Origin of the sequence: Acidovorax sp. (genome assembly GCF_046314175.1) — a bacterium.
In the GTDB taxonomy this organism is placed as follows: Bacteria; Pseudomonadota; Gammaproteobacteria; order Burkholderiales; family Burkholderiaceae_C; genus Acidovorax.
The window spans coordinates 1-14,776 of sequence record NZ_JBKBXG010000022.1 but is presented as its reverse complement, the minus strand read 5'-3'; the positions used below and the strand labels follow the sequence as shown (position 1 = coordinate 14,776).

The following is a 14,776-nucleotide window of genomic DNA, read 5'->3' as shown; positions in this document are numbered from 1 at the left end:
CATCAACGATCTATGGCCCAACCCGACCCTTGAAACGCGAACTGCCCGGTCAGCGAATGGCTGGCCGGGCAGAAGCTTTGTTAAAGGGGCGGTTCAGATGCTCAAGGCGCGGGGTCGGTCACAAAACCGATCTTGCGCACGCCAGCGCGCTGGGCCGCAGCCATGGCCTGTGCCACGCGTTCGTAGCGCACTTCCTTGTCGCCGCGGATGTGCAGGTCAGGTTGAGGCTCCTTGGCGGCTTCGGCCTGCAGGCGGGGCAGCAGTTCTTCGTCGGTCACCTGCGACTCGTTCCAGTAGTACTTGCCGTCCGCCGACACCGAAAGGCGCACGGTTTCGGGCTTGATGTCTTCAGGCTGGTTGGTGGCGCGGGGCAGGTCCACGTTCACCGAGTGTTTCATCACCGGCACGGTGATGATGAAGATGATGAGCAGCACCAGCATGACGTCGACCAGCGGCGTCATGTTGATCTCGTTCATCACCTCATCGGCATCGTCTTGGGTTCCAAACGACATGGCTTAGCCGCCTTTCTTCATGGGCAGCACCTTGCCTTGTTCGCCGCCAGCATTCACGCGGGCACCGGTCACAAAGTAGGCGTGCAGGTCATGCGCAAAGCTGTTGAGGCCGCCCAGGATGGATTTGTTGCCACGCACCAGCGCGTTGTAGCCCAGCACCGCAGGGATGGCCACGGCCAGGCCCAGGGCCGTCATGATCAGCGCCTCGCCGATGGGGCCGGCCACCTTGTCGATGGTGGACTGGCCAGACGTGCCGATGGCCAGCAGCGCATGGTAGATGCCCCACACGGTGCCGAACAGGCCGATGAACGGCGCAGTGGAGCCCACCGAGGCCAGGATGGCCAGGCCCGATTGCAGGCGGGCGGTGAACTCGTCAATGGTGTTACGCAGGCAGCGCGTCACCCAGTCGCTCACGTCCAGTGTGTCGTGCAGGTGGGCTTTGGTGTTGCGGTGGTGGGCAGTGGCTTCGCGGCCTTCCAGCGCCAGGTGACGGAAGGGGTTGGTGGGGTCGGAACCCAGCTTGGTCAGGCCGGCAGCAAAGTCCTCGCTGTGCCAGAAGTCTTTGGCGGCGCGGGTGTGCTTTTTGAACTTGATGATGTCCAGCGCCTTGATGAGGATGACGATCCACGAGGCCAGCGACATGGCCAGCAGCAGGATGGCGACGGCGCGGGTGACAAAGTCACCCTGGATCCAGACGTTGGCGATGCCGAATTGCGATTCCATGAGAAAACTCCCCTAAATGCAGTGATATGCGTGAATTGGTTATTCGAGAACAAAGTTGACGGGGACCAGGTTCCACATGGTCTCTGGCACGCCATTGCGTTTGCCGGGCACAAAGCGCCAGCGCATGACCGCCTCCTGGGCCTGGCGGTCCAGACGGTCGAAACCGCTGGACTTGTTGATTTCCACCTTCTGCGGCGCACCGTCGGTGCCGATCAGCACGCGCAGCACCACCTTGCCTTGTTCGCCCATGCGTTTGCTGATGGCGGGGTAGCTGGGCTTGGGGTTGTTCAGGTAGGCCGCGTCGCTGGACGGCAGCTCGATCCGCGGCGGTGCGGGTGGGGCTGGCGGTGCAGGGGCAGGAGCTGGCGGCGCTGCGGGTGCCTCAATAGGCGGCGCAGGTGGCTGCGGTGTGGTGATGCCGACGGGTGCATTGGGCGCGGGCGTTGGGTCCGCTATGGCTACGGGCATGGGCGCCGGGCGCGGGGCTGCCTTGGGGGCAGGTTTGGGCGGTGGGGGTGGCGCCGGGGGCGGGGGGGTGACCTTGGGCGGGGCGGGCGGGGCGATGAACTCGCTCAGCAGTTCCGCCGGGACAATGACCTCGGCGGCCTTGCGCAGCAGCCCCGACTGCAAGGCCCAGATGCCTGCCACATGCAGTGCCACCACAGAGCCCACGATCACGGCATTGCGACTGACGCCCCCGGGGGGCGCAAAACGATCAGGGTGAGACATAAAAATGATAGCTGCTAACGCTTGCAGGACAAGCGCTAGAGGCCAAAAAGACCCTAAATTATTTGCGGAAGATCCACCAGGCTGAGCCTGCAACCAGGATCAAGCTGCCTGCGAGTGTAGAGAGGAGTTCCATGACTTGCTTTCCAAAATGGAGTTGGCAAGCTGGATCGGTTGCGGCGCGGCCTCGTTGTGCAGGGCGGCCACCGGGCGCGATGCACTGCACTGTGCGACCACGTCGCGGGCGCAGCTTTCGCAGCAGCCGCATTGGGTGGCAACGCCCAGCTCGAACTGGATTTCGTCAAAGCTCATGCCAGCGCGTGCGTGGCGAGCAATCTCACGGTCAGAAACCCGGCGGCAAACACAGACGATCATGGCGGCAGGCAGTGTGGCTGGCTGTTGATGGAATGAAGTGCATTATAAATACGAATCCATCGCATTTGCAATAAACCATTCCTGACAACAGGGAGAAAGACGTCAAAGACGCTTGGTCTGCGCTGCGTCAACGTCCAGCAGCGCGGGCGACGCATCGGCCAGCGTGGCGCAACCGGTGAGCGCCATCGCAATCTCCAGCTCGTCGCGCAGTAACCGCAGCACGTGGGCCACGCCCGCCGCCCCGGCATTGGTCAGGCCCCACACCGCGGGTCGCCCCACCAGCACGGCCGACGCACCCAGCGCCATGGCCTTGAGCACATCGGTGCCCCGGCGGATGCCGCCATCCACCAGCACGGGCAGGGCGGCATCGACGGCACGTACCGCCTCGACCACGCGCGGCAACGCCGTGGCCGTGGCGGGGGCGGTGTCCAGCGTGCGGCCGCCATGGTTGGACACGATCAGGCCCGCCGCGCCTGCCGACACGGCCTGGCGCGCATCGGCCGGGTGCAGCACGCCCTTGAGCAGCACCGGCAGCCGGGTGATGGACTGCAGCCAGGTGATGTCGTCCCACGTGGGCGCGTGGTGCAGCAGGGCGTCAAACAGCGCGCTTTGGTGGGATTGCAGAGCGGCTGTGGCGGGCGCGTTCAGGCCCGCCAGGTTGACGGGCCCCACGCCCGGCGGCAGCCGAAAGCCCGCGCGCCGCTCCCGGTCGCGCACGCCGCTGGTGGGCGCGTCCACCGTCAGCACCAGGGCCTCGTAACCGGCGGCTTCGGCGCGTTGTACCAGGGCCTGGGTAAAGCCACGGTCGTGCTGCAGATACAGCTGAAACCACAGCGGCCCCCGGCCCGGGTCAGGCAGCACGGTGTCGGCCACGGTCTCCAGCGACACGCTGGCCTGGGTGCTCAGCACCACACCCGCGCCCAGCGCCGCAGCCGCATAGGCCATGGCCAGCTCGCCATCGGGGTGGGCCATGCACTGAAAAGCAATGGGCGCCAGCAAAAGCGGGTGCGCCAATGTGCGGCCCAGCAGTTGCACCCGCGTGTGCCCGCCCGCCAGGGGCCGCAGCACACGGGGCCACAGGGGCAGGGCGTCCCAGGCGCCGCGGTTGGCGCGCAAGGTGATCTCGTCGGCGGCGCCGCCGCTGAAGTAAGCCCAGGCGGTGTCGTCCAGATGCTGGCGCGCGTGCTGTTCGTGATCAGCCAGGGTGACGATGTCTGAAGCGAGCTTTTGCCGTGCGGGAGTGTGGGTCATACAAGCAAAAAAAGCACCTGGCGCTTATTCAGTAAGCTCAAGGTGCTATTGAAAAAATGAGCAGAATGTGTAGGCAGTGGTGCCATTGGTTCACGTGGTCAGTGCTCCGCCATGCGCCGGTGTCCGCTCAGCCTCTTAGACATCCGCCCACATGCGCAGCAGGTTGTGGTACGCGCCCGACAGCGCGATGACCGAAGGTTCTTTCTCGCCATGCGCCTGGCGCAGCTTGAGCAGCGACATGTCCATGTCGAACAGCAACTGGCGTTGCTCCAGTCCGCGCACCATGCTCTCTACCCAGAAAAAACTGCTGATGCGGTGCCCGCGCGTGACGGGCGCGACCTGGTGCACCGTGCTGCTGGGGTACAGGACCATGTCGCCCGCTGGCAGCTTGATGCGCTTTTCGCCCAGCGCTTCGGAGATGACCAGCTCACCGCCGTCGTAGTCCTCCGGGGGCGTCAGGAACAGCGTACACGACAGGTCGCTGCGCACCCAGCAGTTGTCTGCCTTGGAGTGCATGACGGCGCTGTCCACATGGTTGCCGTAGAAGTTGGACCCATCGCCGTATTTGTTGAACAGCGGGTTGTAGATGCGGCGTGGCAGGGCCGCCGAAAAGAACAGGGCATTGCGGTGGAGTGCGGCCTTTACCAAGCCCTGCAACTGCGCAGAAAGATCGCTGCCTTGCGCGAGCTGCAGGTTGTTCTTTTGGTGCACCGCCTGCCCACCTGCGCTGCGTGCGCCATCGACCCAGGGGGCATCCGCCGCCCAGAGCTGTTGCCGAAAAAGGGCGACCTCGTCGGCCGTCAATACGTCTTTGATGTGCAGGAACATGGGGCAAATTGTGACTCCGCCCCAGTGAAGGGGCGGAGTCGTTTCGTCAAAGCATCAACACGTCGCGCGTCAGAAGCGCGTCTTGAGCGACACCTGCACGGAACGCGCCGTGCCCGGCGTGTAGAAGCCGCGGTACAGGCCGTCAGCATAGGTGCGGTCGAACAGGTTGTTGACGTTGAGCTTCAGCGAGGTCTTGTCGTCGAATGCGTACTCCACCATGGCGTCCATCACCGCGAAGCCGCTGGCGTACACCGCGCGCGAACCCTCGGGGTTTTGCTTGGCACGGTAAGTCACGCCCGCGCCCATGCGCACCTTGGATGTGACGGCGTAGGTGGTCCACACGCTGCCGCTGTGCTTGGGCGTGAGGCCTGGGCGGTCGCCCTGCACCTGCGAGCCGCCGCCGTTGGCAGCGAGAGCCACGTTGCTGCTATCGATCTTGGCCGAAGGGATCCAGGTGTGGTTGGCAAAGATTTCCCACTGCGGAGTCAGGCGGCCTGCCAGGTTGAATTCCATGCCGGTGGCGTGGCGCTTGCCGGACAGCAGCTCTTGTGCAGCGGCCGTGTCAGGGTCGGTATTGCGCTCGTTGTACTTCTGGCTGTAGAAGGCAGCCACACCCAGCAGGGCGCGACGCTCGAACAGCTCAAACTTGCCGCCGATCTCGACGTTGCGGCTCTTCTCGGGGTCGGTGTTGGATGAGCGCAGCGTGGTGTTGCCCGGGTTGCCGAACTGGTACGTGTCGCCCGAGGTGTTGTACGAAGTGCCGTACGACACGTAGTACGAGGTCAACTCGGTGGGCTGGAACAGCAGGCCCACACGAGGGCTCACCAGGCTGTCGGAGCGGGAGTTGCTCAGCGCGCCGGTGGCGTTCTTGTAGGACGCCTTGAAGTTGTCGTAGCGCAGGCCACCCACCAGCTTCAGGGTGTCATTGATCGACATGGTGTCCTGCAGGTACAGGCCCAGGTTGCGCGAGGTGAAGGTGTTCCACTGCACCGGTGCGCGGCCATCGGCCACCCAGGCGCCATCGTTGGGCGAGCCCACGGTGGTGATAGGGCGCGGTGTGGTGTTGGCGTAGTTCTGGTTGCGCTTGGCATCGTCGTCGTAGTAGTCGACGCCCGCCAGCACCGCATGCTTCTTGCCACCCCAGTTGAAGGTGTTGTTGTAGTCGCTTTGCACCTGCAGTACTTCGCTTTCGCCCATGCGGCCCTTGGAGCCACGGGTCAGCGCGGTGTTGCCATTGATCTGGTCAAGCGTGATGGCGCCGTTCTGGAATCCGATGGTGCTGGCCAGCAGGTCGCGCTCGTACTTGCCGTAGCGCAGGCGCGTGTTCAGCTCGCCGTTGTCGTCAAAGCGATGGATGTGACCCAGCGTGACGTACTGCGACGTGGTGTTGTTGTGGTCGCTGGCCAGGCCGTAGTAATTCCGGGCGTCCAGTGGGGTGTTGATCTTGCCGTTGACCACACGCCAGGGGTGGTTGTACAGCGGGCGGCCCTTGGATTCGAGGTAGTACAGCCCGATCGAAAACTCGTCGCGCGTGCCGATGCCCCAGGCGAATGTGGGTGCAATGCCGCGCTTGTCCTGCTTGGCGCCGTAGTTGTCGAACTCCTGCACCATCGCATTCAGGCGGAACGCCGCGTTTTCGCCGGTCTTGAAGTTGAAGTCGCCCGTGGCACGGTGGAACTGGCCGGTGCCAAAGGTGTAGCCTGCTTCGTGCTGGTCGATCAGCAGGGGGTACTTGTTGACCTGGTTGACCACGCCGCCGGTGGAGCCCTTGCCGAACAGCATGGATGCAGAGCCCTTGAGCACTTCGATGCGGTCGTTGTTGAAGGTGTCGCGCTCGATCAGCGGAGCGTCCTTCATTCCGTCCACATAAATGTCACCGGCCATGCCCAGCGAAAAGCCGCGCATGCGCACGTCTTCTTCGCCCGTTTCGCCCGACTGGAAGGTTACGCCCGCCGTGGTGCGCAGCACTTCGCGGAAGTCGTCCTGGTTGCGGTCGTTCATCAGCTTTTCGGTGAACACCGTCACGGACTGGGGGATGTCCTTGATGTCCTGCTTACCCTTGCCAACCGTGGTTTTCTTCAGCAGCAGGGTGTCCTTGCCCTGGACTTCGGCCGCTTCTTTGACCGTGACGGTGGACATGGTGGTTTCGGGCGTGCTGGTTTGCGCCATGGCGCCGACCGAAGCCGCCAGCATCAGCGCGCCCAGCGGCAACAATGCTCTTTCAGAGGACATTGCTCGCGCGGGTGCGGGCGTGATGGAAACAGGGGAGTTGTTTGAGCGCAGCACGGAGCTGCGGCGCTGAGCGCGTGATTTTGCCAAGATGGCCTCCGTCAATGGGTGTGTGCGAGTGGCGCGCAGAGGCGCCAAGAGCGGGCGAGAGGCAGTGGCTAGATCAACATGGCTGTGCTTCGTCGTGCAGCGTTATGTTACAACGAATGCGGGTCATTCTCATTTGTATTGATGTTGCCGCACCACACATTGAGGGCAGTACAGACGAAAAAAAACCGGCCAGAGCCGGTTCCTTTTCGCAGCGAGTGCAGAGCGTCGTGCGTCTTATTTGACGTGCTTGCCGATCAGGCCAGCCAGTTCAAACATCGACACTTGGGGCTTGCCGAATAGCTCCTTGAGCTTGGCGTCTGCGTTGATGTTGCGCTTGTTGGCGGCATCCTGCAGGTTGTTGGCCTTGATGTAGACCCACAGCTTGCTGATGATCTCCGTGCGTGGCAGCGGAGCCGAACCCACCACAGCGGCCAGCGCGGGGCTGGGCGTGAGCGCCTTCATGAAGGCGGCGTTGGGGGTGCGCTTCTTGGCCGGTGCAGCAGCCTTGGTGGCGGGCGCCTTGGCTTCCGTTGCTGTCTTTGCCGGAGCTTTTTTTGCAGTTGCCATGTTGGGTGTTCCTTGTTGGAAGTAGATTTTTTTCACCAGCGAAAACGAGGCTGTCTCTCTGGCAGGCCGATGCTACTGGGAAAAAAACGCGTTTCCAAGGGAGAAACTGCTTTTTTTGCCTCGATTTGTAGCTGTGGTGCCGCGCTGCGCGCCACAAGCCGCCTGCGAGCCGCGCCGGTCTTGACAAATCATGTGCACAGGCGCTGCGTTTTGGCGTATCAAGGGGCGCTGCAGGGTTTCTGGCGGTGCTCTGGTGCACGGACCCGGTTTTCGCGCCGAGTACCAGCAGCACTGCGCAACAATCAGGGACCAGTTGGCTGAGCCGGTCATGGGGCTTGGCGCAGCTTGCAGGCTTCTGCTTCTGTCTTCATCCTCGGTTTTCATTTTCTGAAAGGCCCCGTGCAATGACCTTCACGTCTCTTTCCGCTTTCAGCACCTGCGACTTTTGCGACACCCACAAAGGAGATGTCAGTGGCGCGTTTCGCGTCCTGCCCCCGGTGTTTCAGTCGTTTGGCGGCGTCGCCAGCTTCGCAGGCCCGGTCAGCACGGTGAAGTGCCATGAGGACAACACCCTGGTAAAGGCTGCGGTGGATTCCCCCGGCGAAGGCCGCGTGCTGGTGGTGGACGGTGGCGCATCACTGCGCCGTGCGCTGGTGGGTGGCAAACTCGCGACGGCCGCTGCGCGCAACGGTTGGGCAGGCATCGTGGTGGACGGGAGCGTGCGCGACGTGGCCGAGCTCAACGCCGCTGCTGTCGGCATCCGCGCACTGGCGCTGATGCCGTTGCCGACCGAAAAGCGCAACGAGGGCCAACGCGATGTGGCGGTGCAGATTCAGGGCGTGTGGGTGCGCCCAGGGGATTGGCTGTACGCCGATGCTGACGGGATCGTGGTGAGTGCGCAGGCGCTGTCCGCGTAAACGGGCGGGGTCGAGTGCCACAAAGAGGCAGTGTTTTGCGCGGAACTTGAATAGGGCCTTGGGGGTCAGCCCGCCCCGTTCTTTCGTCCCACACGCATCGCTGCGCGTGAGGGCAGGGTGGCCAGCAACACGCTGGCCAGGGCGATGGCAAACGCCACCAGCTGCATGGCGGTGAGGGATTCGCCCAACAGCAACACGCCCACCAGCGCCGCGCTCACGGGCAACATGACCGAGAAAACCCCGCCCTGAGCGGCAGGGACGGCCTTGAGCCCCGTCATCCACAACCAGACCGTCCACATGCAGGCCGCCATTGCGTAGAAAAGCAGCAGCAGCCAGGTACTCCAGCCTACCGCGGCAAAGTCAAAATCCAGCGCCAGATACAGCCCGAACGGTGTGGTCAGCACAAAGCCCCACAGGTTGATGAGCGAGGTGATGCGTTTGGGCCCCAGGCTCCCGGTGAGCTTCTTGCCAATTACGGTGTAGGCGGCTTCGCAGATCACGGCGCCCACCAGCAGTAACTGCCCAAGCCATGCCAAGTTTTGAGTATTTTTGGCATCTAGCGCTTGTCCAGCATGCGCCATATGCTCTGGTTTTGATAGTGAGAACAAGGCAACTCCACCCACAGCGCACACCACGGCAGCCCATGTGCGCGGGGCCACCCGCTCGCGCAGAAACGCCCAGCCCATCAAGGCGACTGCTGCCGGGATTGATGCCATGGTGACACCGGCAGAGACCGCATCGGTCAGGCTTACGCCATAGATCATGCAGATGGTGAACAGAAAGTTGCCCAGAAACGATTCCAGAAACAGCAAGCGTTTGGTTTGCGGCGTAAGGGGTGGCTCGTCTACTGGCTTTTTCAGCCAATGGAGCATGGCCAGACCACCGATGCCAAACCGCATCCATGCCAGCAAAAACACGGGCAGCACTGCCGCCAGCGGCTTGGACAGCGCGACGTAGCAGCCCACGAGTGACATGCTGAGCGCGAGGCACGCATAGGCGAAGAGACGGTTCGGCGGTTTCACTAGACTGGGCGCTGGTCAACAAAAAAGAGTGCGCATCATGCCCGATGAATCCCCGCCCCGTCAGTCGCCGCGCTGCGTGTTTGTGTACGGCACTTTGCGCCAGGGCTGCAGCAACGACATCACGCGGCTGCAGCCTGCCGCGCGTTTTATAGGGCTGGCGCAGGTCGCAGGCATTCTTTATCACCTGGGGCCTTATCCCGGTATCTCGCTGGGCGGCGACCAGTGGGTGCAGGGCGAGGTGTATGCCATTGATCCTGCACTGGAAGCCGTTCTGGACGGCATCGAAGACCTTGGGGAGAGCCCCACAGATGAGTACAGCAAACGCGAGGTGATGGTGGATGTGCAAGGGCATGCCACGCCGTGCCTCGTGTACGAAATCAACCCTCGGTACGTGGAGTCTGCCGAGCGCATTGCGCACGGAGACTGGATAAAGGCAGCGTAGGCCGCCTGCCTGCATTTATTTCTCACAATACAAAAATAGATTTTTGCAATGCGGAATGCGATAGATGTTGCATTGCCGCATTTTTTCTCGATATGAGAAATCAATTTCTGTATTGAGAAATTGCGTGCTTAAGTGCTTGTTTTGAAAGGAAAAAATTTATCTCTTCTATAAGACATAAGAGCTTGTGCAACTCTTATAGAAGACTTAAAGTTGTCCCCAAGGGCAGCACACAAGCAGCCCGGCGTTTTCAACCAACCTCTGGAGTGATCCCATGCCCCAATCTCTCAACGAACAACTGAGCCGTGAACAGCAAATTGCCGCCCTGGAAAAAGACTGGGCGCAGAACCCCCGCTGGAAGGGTGTGAAGCGCGGTTACTCCGCAGCGGACGTAGTGCGCCTGCGCGGCTCGCTGCCGATTGAGCACACGCTGGCCAAGCGCGGCGCTGAAAAGCTGTGGGACAAGATCAACGGCGGCGCCAAGAAGGGTTATGTCAATGCTTTCGGCGCTATCTCCGCCGGTCAAGCCATGCAGCAAGCCAAGGCAGGCCTCGAAGCCGTGTACCTGTCGGGTTGGCAAGTGGCCGCTGACGGCAACACGTCGGAAACCATGTACCCCGACCAGTCGCTGTACGCCTACGACTCGGTGCCCACCATGGTTCGCCGCATCAACAACACCTTCAAGCGCGCCGACGAAATCCAGTGGGGCCGTGGCATCAACCCCGGCGACAAGGAATTCATCGACTACTTCCTGCCCATCGTGGCCGATGCGGAAGCCGGCTTCGGCGGCGTGTTGAACGCGTTCGAACTGATGAAGAACATGATCCAGTCGGGCGCTGCTGGCGTTCACTTTGAAGACCAACTGGCTGCCGTCAAGAAGTGCGGCCACATGGGCGGCAAGGTGTTGGTTCCTACACAAGAAGCCTGCGAAAAGCTGATCTCTGCCCGCTTTGCAGCCGACGTGATGGGCGTGTCCACCATCGTGCTGGCCCGTACCGATGCAGAAGCCGCTAACCTGATTACGTCTGATCATGACGCCAACGACAAGCCCTTCCTGACTGGCGAGCGCACGCAAGAAGGCTTCTACCGCGTCAAGAACGGCCTGGAGCAAGCCATCAGCCGTGGCGTGGCCTACGCCCCCTACGCCGATCTGGTGTGGTGCGAAACCGGCGTGCCAGACATCGGCTTCGCCCGTGAGTTCGCCCAAGCTGTGCACGCAGCCTGCCCTGGCAAGTTGCTGTCGTACAACTGCTCGCCATCGTTCAACTGGAAGAAGAACCTCAACGACACGCAGATCGCTTCGTTCCAGGAAGACCTGTCGGCCCTCGGCTACAAGTACCAGTTCATCACACTGGCCGGTATCCACATCAACTGGTTCAACACCTTCCAGTTCGCCCACGCATACGCCAATGGCGAAGGCATGAAGCACTACGTGAACATGGTGCAAGAGCCTGAGTTCGCTGCACGCGACAAGGGCTACACCTTCGTGTCGCACCAGCAGGAAGTGGGCGCAGGCTACTTCGATGACGTGACCACGGTGATCCAGGGTGGTTCGTCTTCTGTGAAGGCCCTGACGGGTTCGACCGAAGAAGAGCAGTTCCACTGATCTGAGTGCCTTTTGCGCCGCTCGGGTGTGGCGCAAAATCCACCGGACGAAAGCCCGAAGCTGTTGCTTCGGGCTTTTTTGTTGGCGGCAGGGTTAAAATGCGAACAAATTCACAGCACAAGAGCGAGAAAGGCAATCTGGTTATGACACCGCGAACTACATCGGAGATGTTGACCGGCCGCTGAGGCTGGCTGTTCGCGCCTGCACGAGATTGCAAACACCTCCAGAAAGCGCGGACCCGTTCCGCGCTTTTTTGTTTCTGGGCCTGGCGCGTGCCCGCACCCATTGCACTGATTGAAAAGAAAGAGTTACTCCCATGATTCACATCACGCTCCCTGACGGTTCGCAGCGCGAGTTCCCAGGCCCCGTCACCGTGGCTGAAGTGGCAGCCTCTATCGGCGCCGGTCTGGCCAAGGCTGCATTGGCCGGCAAGATTGACGGCAACGTGGTGGACACCAGCTACCAGATCACGGCTGACAGCCCGCTGTCCATCATCACGGCCAAGGATGCGGAGGGTCTGGATGTGATTCGCCACTCCACCGCCCACCTGCTGGCTTACGCGGTCAAAGAGCTTTTTCCTGAGGCGCAGGTGACCATCGGCCCGGTGATCGAAAACGGTTTCTTCTACGACTTCGCTTACAAGCGCCCCTTCACCCCTGAAGACTTGGTGACCATTGAAAAGCGCATGGCCGAGCTGGCTGCGAAGGACGAGCGTGTGGAGCGCCGGGTGCTGCCGCGTGACGAGGCGGTTGCGTACTTCAAGGAGTTGGGCGAGCACTACAAAGCCGAGATCATTGCCAGCATCCCCAGCAATGAAGACGTGAGCCTGTACCGTGAGGGCAGTTTTGAAGACCTGTGCCGTGGCCCCCACGTGCCGAGTACCGGCAAGCTGAAGTTCTTCAAGCTTATGAAAGTGGCAGGCGCGTACTGGCGCGGCGACCACCGCAACGAGATGCTGCAACGCATTTATGGCACGGCCTGGACGTCCAAGGAAGAACTGCAGCAGTACCTCACCATGCTGGAAGAGGCCGAGAAGCGCGACCACCGCAAGCTGGGCCGTGAGCTGGATCTGTTCCACATGGACGAGCATTCGCCTGGCACCGTGTTCTGGCACCCCAAGGGCTGGGCGCTGTGGCAAGAGGTGGAGCAGTACATGCGCCGCGTGTACCGCAACAACGGCTACCAGGAAGTCAAGGGTCCGCAGATCCTGGACAAGAGCCTGTGGGAAAAGACGGGCCATTGGGACAAGTACCGCGACAACATGTTCACCACTGAGTCGGAAAAGCGCGAGTACGCGCTCAAGCCGATGAACTGCCCGGGTCACGTTCTCATCTACAAGCAGGGCATCAAGAGCTACCGTGACCTCCCGCTGCGCTACGGTGAATTTGGTGCCTGCCACCGCAACGAGCCCACCGGCGGCCTGCACGGCATCATGCGCGTGCGCGGCTTTACGCAGGACGATGGTCACATCTTCTGTACCGAAGAGCAGGTGCTGGAAGAGTGCGCTAACTACACGGCGCTGGTGCAGAAGGTCTACAAGGATTTCGGCTTTACCGACATCATCTACAAGGTGGCCACGCGGCCCGAGGCTCGCATTGGCACTGACGAGTCGTGGGATCGGGCTGAGAAGGCGCTGATGGATGGCCTGCGCCATTCGGGCTGCGAGTTCGAGATTGCCGAAGGCGAGGGTGCCTTCTATGGCCCCAAGATCGAATACACGCTGAAGGATGCGCTGGGCCGTCAATGGCAGTGCGGCACGATGCAGATCGACCCGAACCTGCCCGAGCGCCTGGATGCCGAATACGTGGCCGAAGACGGCAGCCGCAAGCGCCCCCTGATGCTGCACCGCGCCACGGTCGGCAGTATGGAGCGCTTCATCGGCATGCTGATTGAGCACTATGCGGGTGCCTTCCCGCTGTGGCTTGCGCCGGTGCAGGTTGCGGTGCTCAACATCACCGATGCACAGGCTGATTACTGTCGCGAAATTGCCGAAAAATTGCAAAAAGCGCTGCCGAATCAAGACCTTAGGGTGGTGACAGATCTGCGTAACGAGAAGATTACGTATAAAATACGTGAGCATTCGTTGCAAAAGCTGCCGTACATCCTCGTCGCGGGCGACAAGGAAAAGGCCGCAGGAGCCGTCGCAGTGCGCGGCCGGGGCAATCGTGACCTCGGCGTGATGTCCGTTGAAGCGTTCGCTGAGCTGATCGCCCAAGACATCGCCACCAAAGCCTGATTCTTGTTGAAAAATTGCTTTGGCGCTTGCCAGTTGTACGGTTGTAGCTACAAAGTTTGTAGTAATTTGATTGAAGGAAGATAGCCATCGCTACTGAATTTCGTGATCGTCGCCACCGTGAAGAGCGCAAGCACCGCCTGAACCGTGAAATCATGGCCCCGGAAGTTCGACTTTCCGGTCCTGAGAACGAGCCCTTGGGCGTTGTCAGTCTGATGGAAGCCCTGCGCATGGCGGGCGAGTTGGATGTGGATCTGGTGGAAATCGCTGCTACAGCGAACCCGCCAGTGTGCCGCTTGATGGACTACGGCAAGTTCAAGTACCAAGAGCAAAAGCGTGCTGCCGAAGCCAAGGCCAAGCAGACGGTCATCGAGATCAAGGAAGTCAAGTTCCGTCCGGGGACGGACGATGGTGACTACAACATCAAGATGCGCAACATTCGCCGGTTTCTGGCTGATGGTGACAAGTGCAAGATCACACTGCGGTTCCGCGGTCGTGAAATTACGCACCAGGAATTGGGCTTGGCCCTGCTCAATCGCATTCGCGATGAGCTGGGCGACACCATCCTCATCGAGCAGTTTCCCAAGCTGGAAGGCCGCCAGATGATCATGATGATCGCTCCCGGCCGCAAGAAGCCTGCAGCAGCTGCAAAGCCCGCTGCAGAAGGCGCTTCATCCGGTAGCGCAGCCTGAAACTGCGTGATTGATTGGAGAATTTGAGCGCTCTGCCCGCAAGGGTGTAGCGGTCAGAGGCGGTGCTTCGGTACTGTCGAACGATGGGTGAGAGCCTGTCGATAAAAGTGGCTCGGGGCCAACAAGGTTGCAGATCGGTTTGCAAACGCCTCGCGAGCACAACGTAAAGGAGCATTCACATGCCCAAAATGAAGACCAAGAGCAGCGCGAAAAAGCGTTTCCGCGTTCGTCCCGGTGGCACCGTCAAGCGCGGTCAAGCCTTCAAACGTCACATCTTGACCAAGAAGACCACCAAGAATAAGCGCCACCTGCGTGGTGCAGTTGCTGTGCATGAGACCAATATGGGCTCGGTTGCACAAATGCTGCCCGGCATGGGCATTTAATAACGACGAACAAGGAGTACATACATGCCTCGCGTCAAACGTGGTGTAACGGCCCGTGCCCGTCACAAGAAAGTTCTCGCCCTTGCAAAGGGTTTCCGTGGTCGCCGCGGTAACGTCTACCGTATCGCCAAACAGGCGGTAATGAAGGCTGGGCAATATGCCTACCGTGACCGCCGCACCAAG

General features: G+C 61.2%; 17 protein-coding genes. 7 read left to right on the top strand and 10 right to left on the bottom strand.

The features are described from left to right. Positions 1 to 101: 101 nt before the first annotated feature. From ACK4OE_RS08370 to ACK4OE_RS08330, 9 genes are all read right to left on the bottom strand, one after another. On the bottom strand, positions 102 to 512 hold the full coding sequence (locus ACK4OE_RS08370) for an ExbD/TolR family protein (RefSeq protein ID WP_409884269.1): 411 nt from the start codon (positions 510 to 512) through the stop codon (positions 102 to 104). A 3-nt stretch (positions 513 to 515) separates the two neighbouring features. Next, positions 516 to 1,235, bottom strand: coding sequence for a MotA/TolQ/ExbB proton channel family protein (locus ACK4OE_RS08365; protein ID WP_409884268.1), 720 nt, complete (start codon positions 1,233 to 1,235; stop codon positions 516 to 518). A 39-nt stretch (positions 1,236 to 1,274) separates the two neighbouring features. Beyond that, positions 1,275 to 1,964, bottom strand: a complete 690-nt coding sequence (locus ACK4OE_RS08360; protein WP_409884267.1) for an energy transducer TonB — start codon at positions 1,962 to 1,964, stop codon at positions 1,275 to 1,277. Continuing rightward, positions 1,951 to 2,010: a hypothetical protein gene (locus ACK4OE_RS08355; RefSeq protein WP_409884323.1), complete on the bottom strand. Its 60-nt coding sequence runs from the start codon at positions 2,008 to 2,010 to the stop codon at positions 1,951 to 1,953. The genes ACK4OE_RS08360 and ACK4OE_RS08355 overlap by 14 nt, the downstream gene beginning before the upstream one ends. A 53-nt stretch (positions 2,011 to 2,063) precedes the next feature. Next, positions 2,064 to 2,336, bottom strand: coding sequence for a bacterioferritin-associated ferredoxin (locus tag ACK4OE_RS08350; RefSeq protein ID WP_409884264.1), 273 nt, complete (start codon positions 2,334 to 2,336; stop codon positions 2,064 to 2,066). A gap of 102 nt (positions 2,337 to 2,438) precedes the next feature. Beyond that, on the bottom strand, positions 2,439 to 3,587 hold the full coding sequence (locus tag ACK4OE_RS08345) for an alpha-hydroxy acid oxidase (protein WP_409884262.1): 1,149 nt from the start codon (positions 3,585 to 3,587) through the stop codon (positions 2,439 to 2,441). A gap of 135 nt (positions 3,588 to 3,722) precedes the next feature. Further along, positions 3,723 to 4,415, bottom strand: coding sequence for a Fe2+-dependent dioxygenase (locus ACK4OE_RS08340; RefSeq protein WP_409884261.1), 693 nt, complete (start codon positions 4,413 to 4,415; stop codon positions 3,723 to 3,725). Positions 4,416 to 4,484: 69 nt separating this feature from the next. After that, positions 4,485 to 6,647 carry a TonB-dependent receptor gene (locus ACK4OE_RS08335; RefSeq protein ID WP_409884260.1) on the bottom strand — a complete coding sequence of 721 codons (2,163 nt, stop codon included), beginning with the start codon at positions 6,645 to 6,647 and terminating at the stop codon, positions 4,485 to 4,487. Positions 6,648 to 6,968: 321 nt separating this feature from the next. Continuing rightward, positions 6,969 to 7,301 carry an SWIB/MDM2 domain-containing protein gene (locus ACK4OE_RS08330; RefSeq protein WP_409884259.1) on the bottom strand — a complete coding sequence of 111 codons (333 nt, stop codon included), beginning with the start codon at positions 7,299 to 7,301 and terminating at the stop codon, positions 6,969 to 6,971. 404 nt (positions 7,302 to 7,705) lie between these two features. On the opposite strand from ACK4OE_RS08330, the gene rraA reads away from it, so the two are divergent. Continuing rightward, the gene (gene rraA, locus ACK4OE_RS08325) at positions 7,706 to 8,218 is read left to right on the top strand and encodes a ribonuclease E activity regulator RraA (protein WP_409884257.1); all 513 of its coding nucleotides are present in this window, start codon (positions 7,706 to 7,708) and stop codon (positions 8,216 to 8,218) included. A 65-nt stretch (positions 8,219 to 8,283) separates the two neighbouring features. On the opposite strand, the gene ACK4OE_RS08320 is transcribed toward rraA, so the two are convergent. Beyond that, a complete protein-coding gene (locus ACK4OE_RS08320) occupies positions 8,284 to 9,240 on the bottom strand; it encodes a DMT family transporter (RefSeq protein WP_409884256.1) in 957 nt (318 codons plus the stop codon). A 37-nt stretch (positions 9,241 to 9,277) separates the two neighbouring features. Here ACK4OE_RS08320 and ACK4OE_RS08315 point away from each other — a divergent pair, with 37 nt between their 5' ends. The 6 genes from ACK4OE_RS08315 to ACK4OE_RS08290 all read left to right on the top strand — a co-directional run. Next, positions 9,278 to 9,682, top strand: a complete 405-nt coding sequence (locus tag ACK4OE_RS08315; RefSeq protein WP_409884255.1) for a gamma-glutamylcyclotransferase — start codon at positions 9,278 to 9,280, stop codon at positions 9,680 to 9,682. Positions 9,683 to 9,953: 271 nt separating this feature from the next. Further along, complete coding sequence (gene aceA, locus ACK4OE_RS08310; protein ID WP_409884253.1) at positions 9,954 to 11,285, top strand: isocitrate lyase; 1,332 nt, start codon at positions 9,954 to 9,956, stop codon at positions 11,283 to 11,285. 316 nt (positions 11,286 to 11,601) lie between these two features. Beyond that, entirely contained in the window at positions 11,602 to 13,521 is a 1,920-nt protein-coding gene (gene thrS, locus ACK4OE_RS08305; protein ID WP_409884251.1) for a threonine--tRNA ligase, read from the top strand. A gap of 80 nt (positions 13,522 to 13,601) precedes the next feature. Further along, positions 13,602 to 14,210, top strand: coding sequence for a translation initiation factor IF-3 (infC, locus tag ACK4OE_RS08300; protein WP_409884322.1), 609 nt, complete (start codon positions 13,602 to 13,604; stop codon positions 14,208 to 14,210). Positions 14,211 to 14,389: 179 nt separating this feature from the next. Beyond that, a complete protein-coding gene (gene rpmI, locus ACK4OE_RS08295; RefSeq protein WP_409884250.1) occupies positions 14,390 to 14,593 on the top strand; it encodes a 50S ribosomal protein L35 in 204 nt (67 codons plus the stop codon). A 24-nt stretch (positions 14,594 to 14,617) separates the two neighbouring features. Beyond that, positions 14,618 to 14,776, top strand: a 159-nt coding sequence (locus ACK4OE_RS08290; RefSeq protein WP_409884321.1) for a 50S ribosomal protein L20, incomplete at its 3' end; no start/stop codon positions are given.

Excerpts from the sequence above, each read along its gene's own strand:
- ACK4OE_RS08370 (WP_409884269.1), bottom strand. The coding sequence starts at position 512 with ATGTCGTTTGGAACCCAAGACGATGCCGATGAGGTGATGAACGAGATC.
- ACK4OE_RS08365 (WP_409884268.1), bottom strand. The coding sequence starts at position 1,235 with ATGGAATCGCAATTCGGCATCGCCAACGTCTGGATCCAGGGTGACTTT.
- ACK4OE_RS08360 (WP_409884267.1), bottom strand. The coding sequence starts at position 1,964 with ATGTCTCACCCTGATCGTTTTGCGCCCCCCGGGGGCGTCAGTCGCAAT.
- ACK4OE_RS08350 (WP_409884264.1), bottom strand. The coding sequence starts at position 2,336 with ATGATCGTCTGTGTTTGCCGCCGGGTTTCTGACCGTGAGATTGCTCGC.
- ACK4OE_RS08345 (WP_409884262.1), bottom strand. The coding sequence starts at position 3,587 with ATGACCCACACTCCCGCACGGCAAAAGCTCGCTTCAGACATCGTCACC.
- ACK4OE_RS08340 (WP_409884261.1), bottom strand. The coding sequence starts at position 4,415 with ATGTTCCTGCACATCAAAGACGTATTGACGGCCGACGAGGTCGCCCTT.
- ACK4OE_RS08335 (WP_409884260.1), bottom strand. The coding sequence starts at position 6,647 with ATGTCCTCTGAAAGAGCATTGTTGCCGCTGGGCGCGCTGATGCTGGCG.
- ACK4OE_RS08330 (WP_409884259.1), bottom strand. The coding sequence starts at position 7,301 with ATGGCAACTGCAAAAAAAGCTCCGGCAAAGACAGCAACGGAAGCCAAG.
- rraA (WP_409884257.1), top strand. The coding sequence starts at position 7,706 with ATGACCTTCACGTCTCTTTCCGCTTTCAGCACCTGCGACTTTTGCGAC.
- ACK4OE_RS08315 (WP_409884255.1), top strand. The coding sequence starts at position 9,278 with ATGCCCGATGAATCCCCGCCCCGTCAGTCGCCGCGCTGCGTGTTTGTG.
- aceA (WP_409884253.1), top strand. The coding sequence starts at position 9,954 with ATGCCCCAATCTCTCAACGAACAACTGAGCCGTGAACAGCAAATTGCC.
- thrS (WP_409884251.1), top strand. The coding sequence starts at position 11,602 with ATGATTCACATCACGCTCCCTGACGGTTCGCAGCGCGAGTTCCCAGGC.
- rpmI (WP_409884250.1), top strand. The coding sequence starts at position 14,390 with ATGCCCAAAATGAAGACCAAGAGCAGCGCGAAAAAGCGTTTCCGCGTT.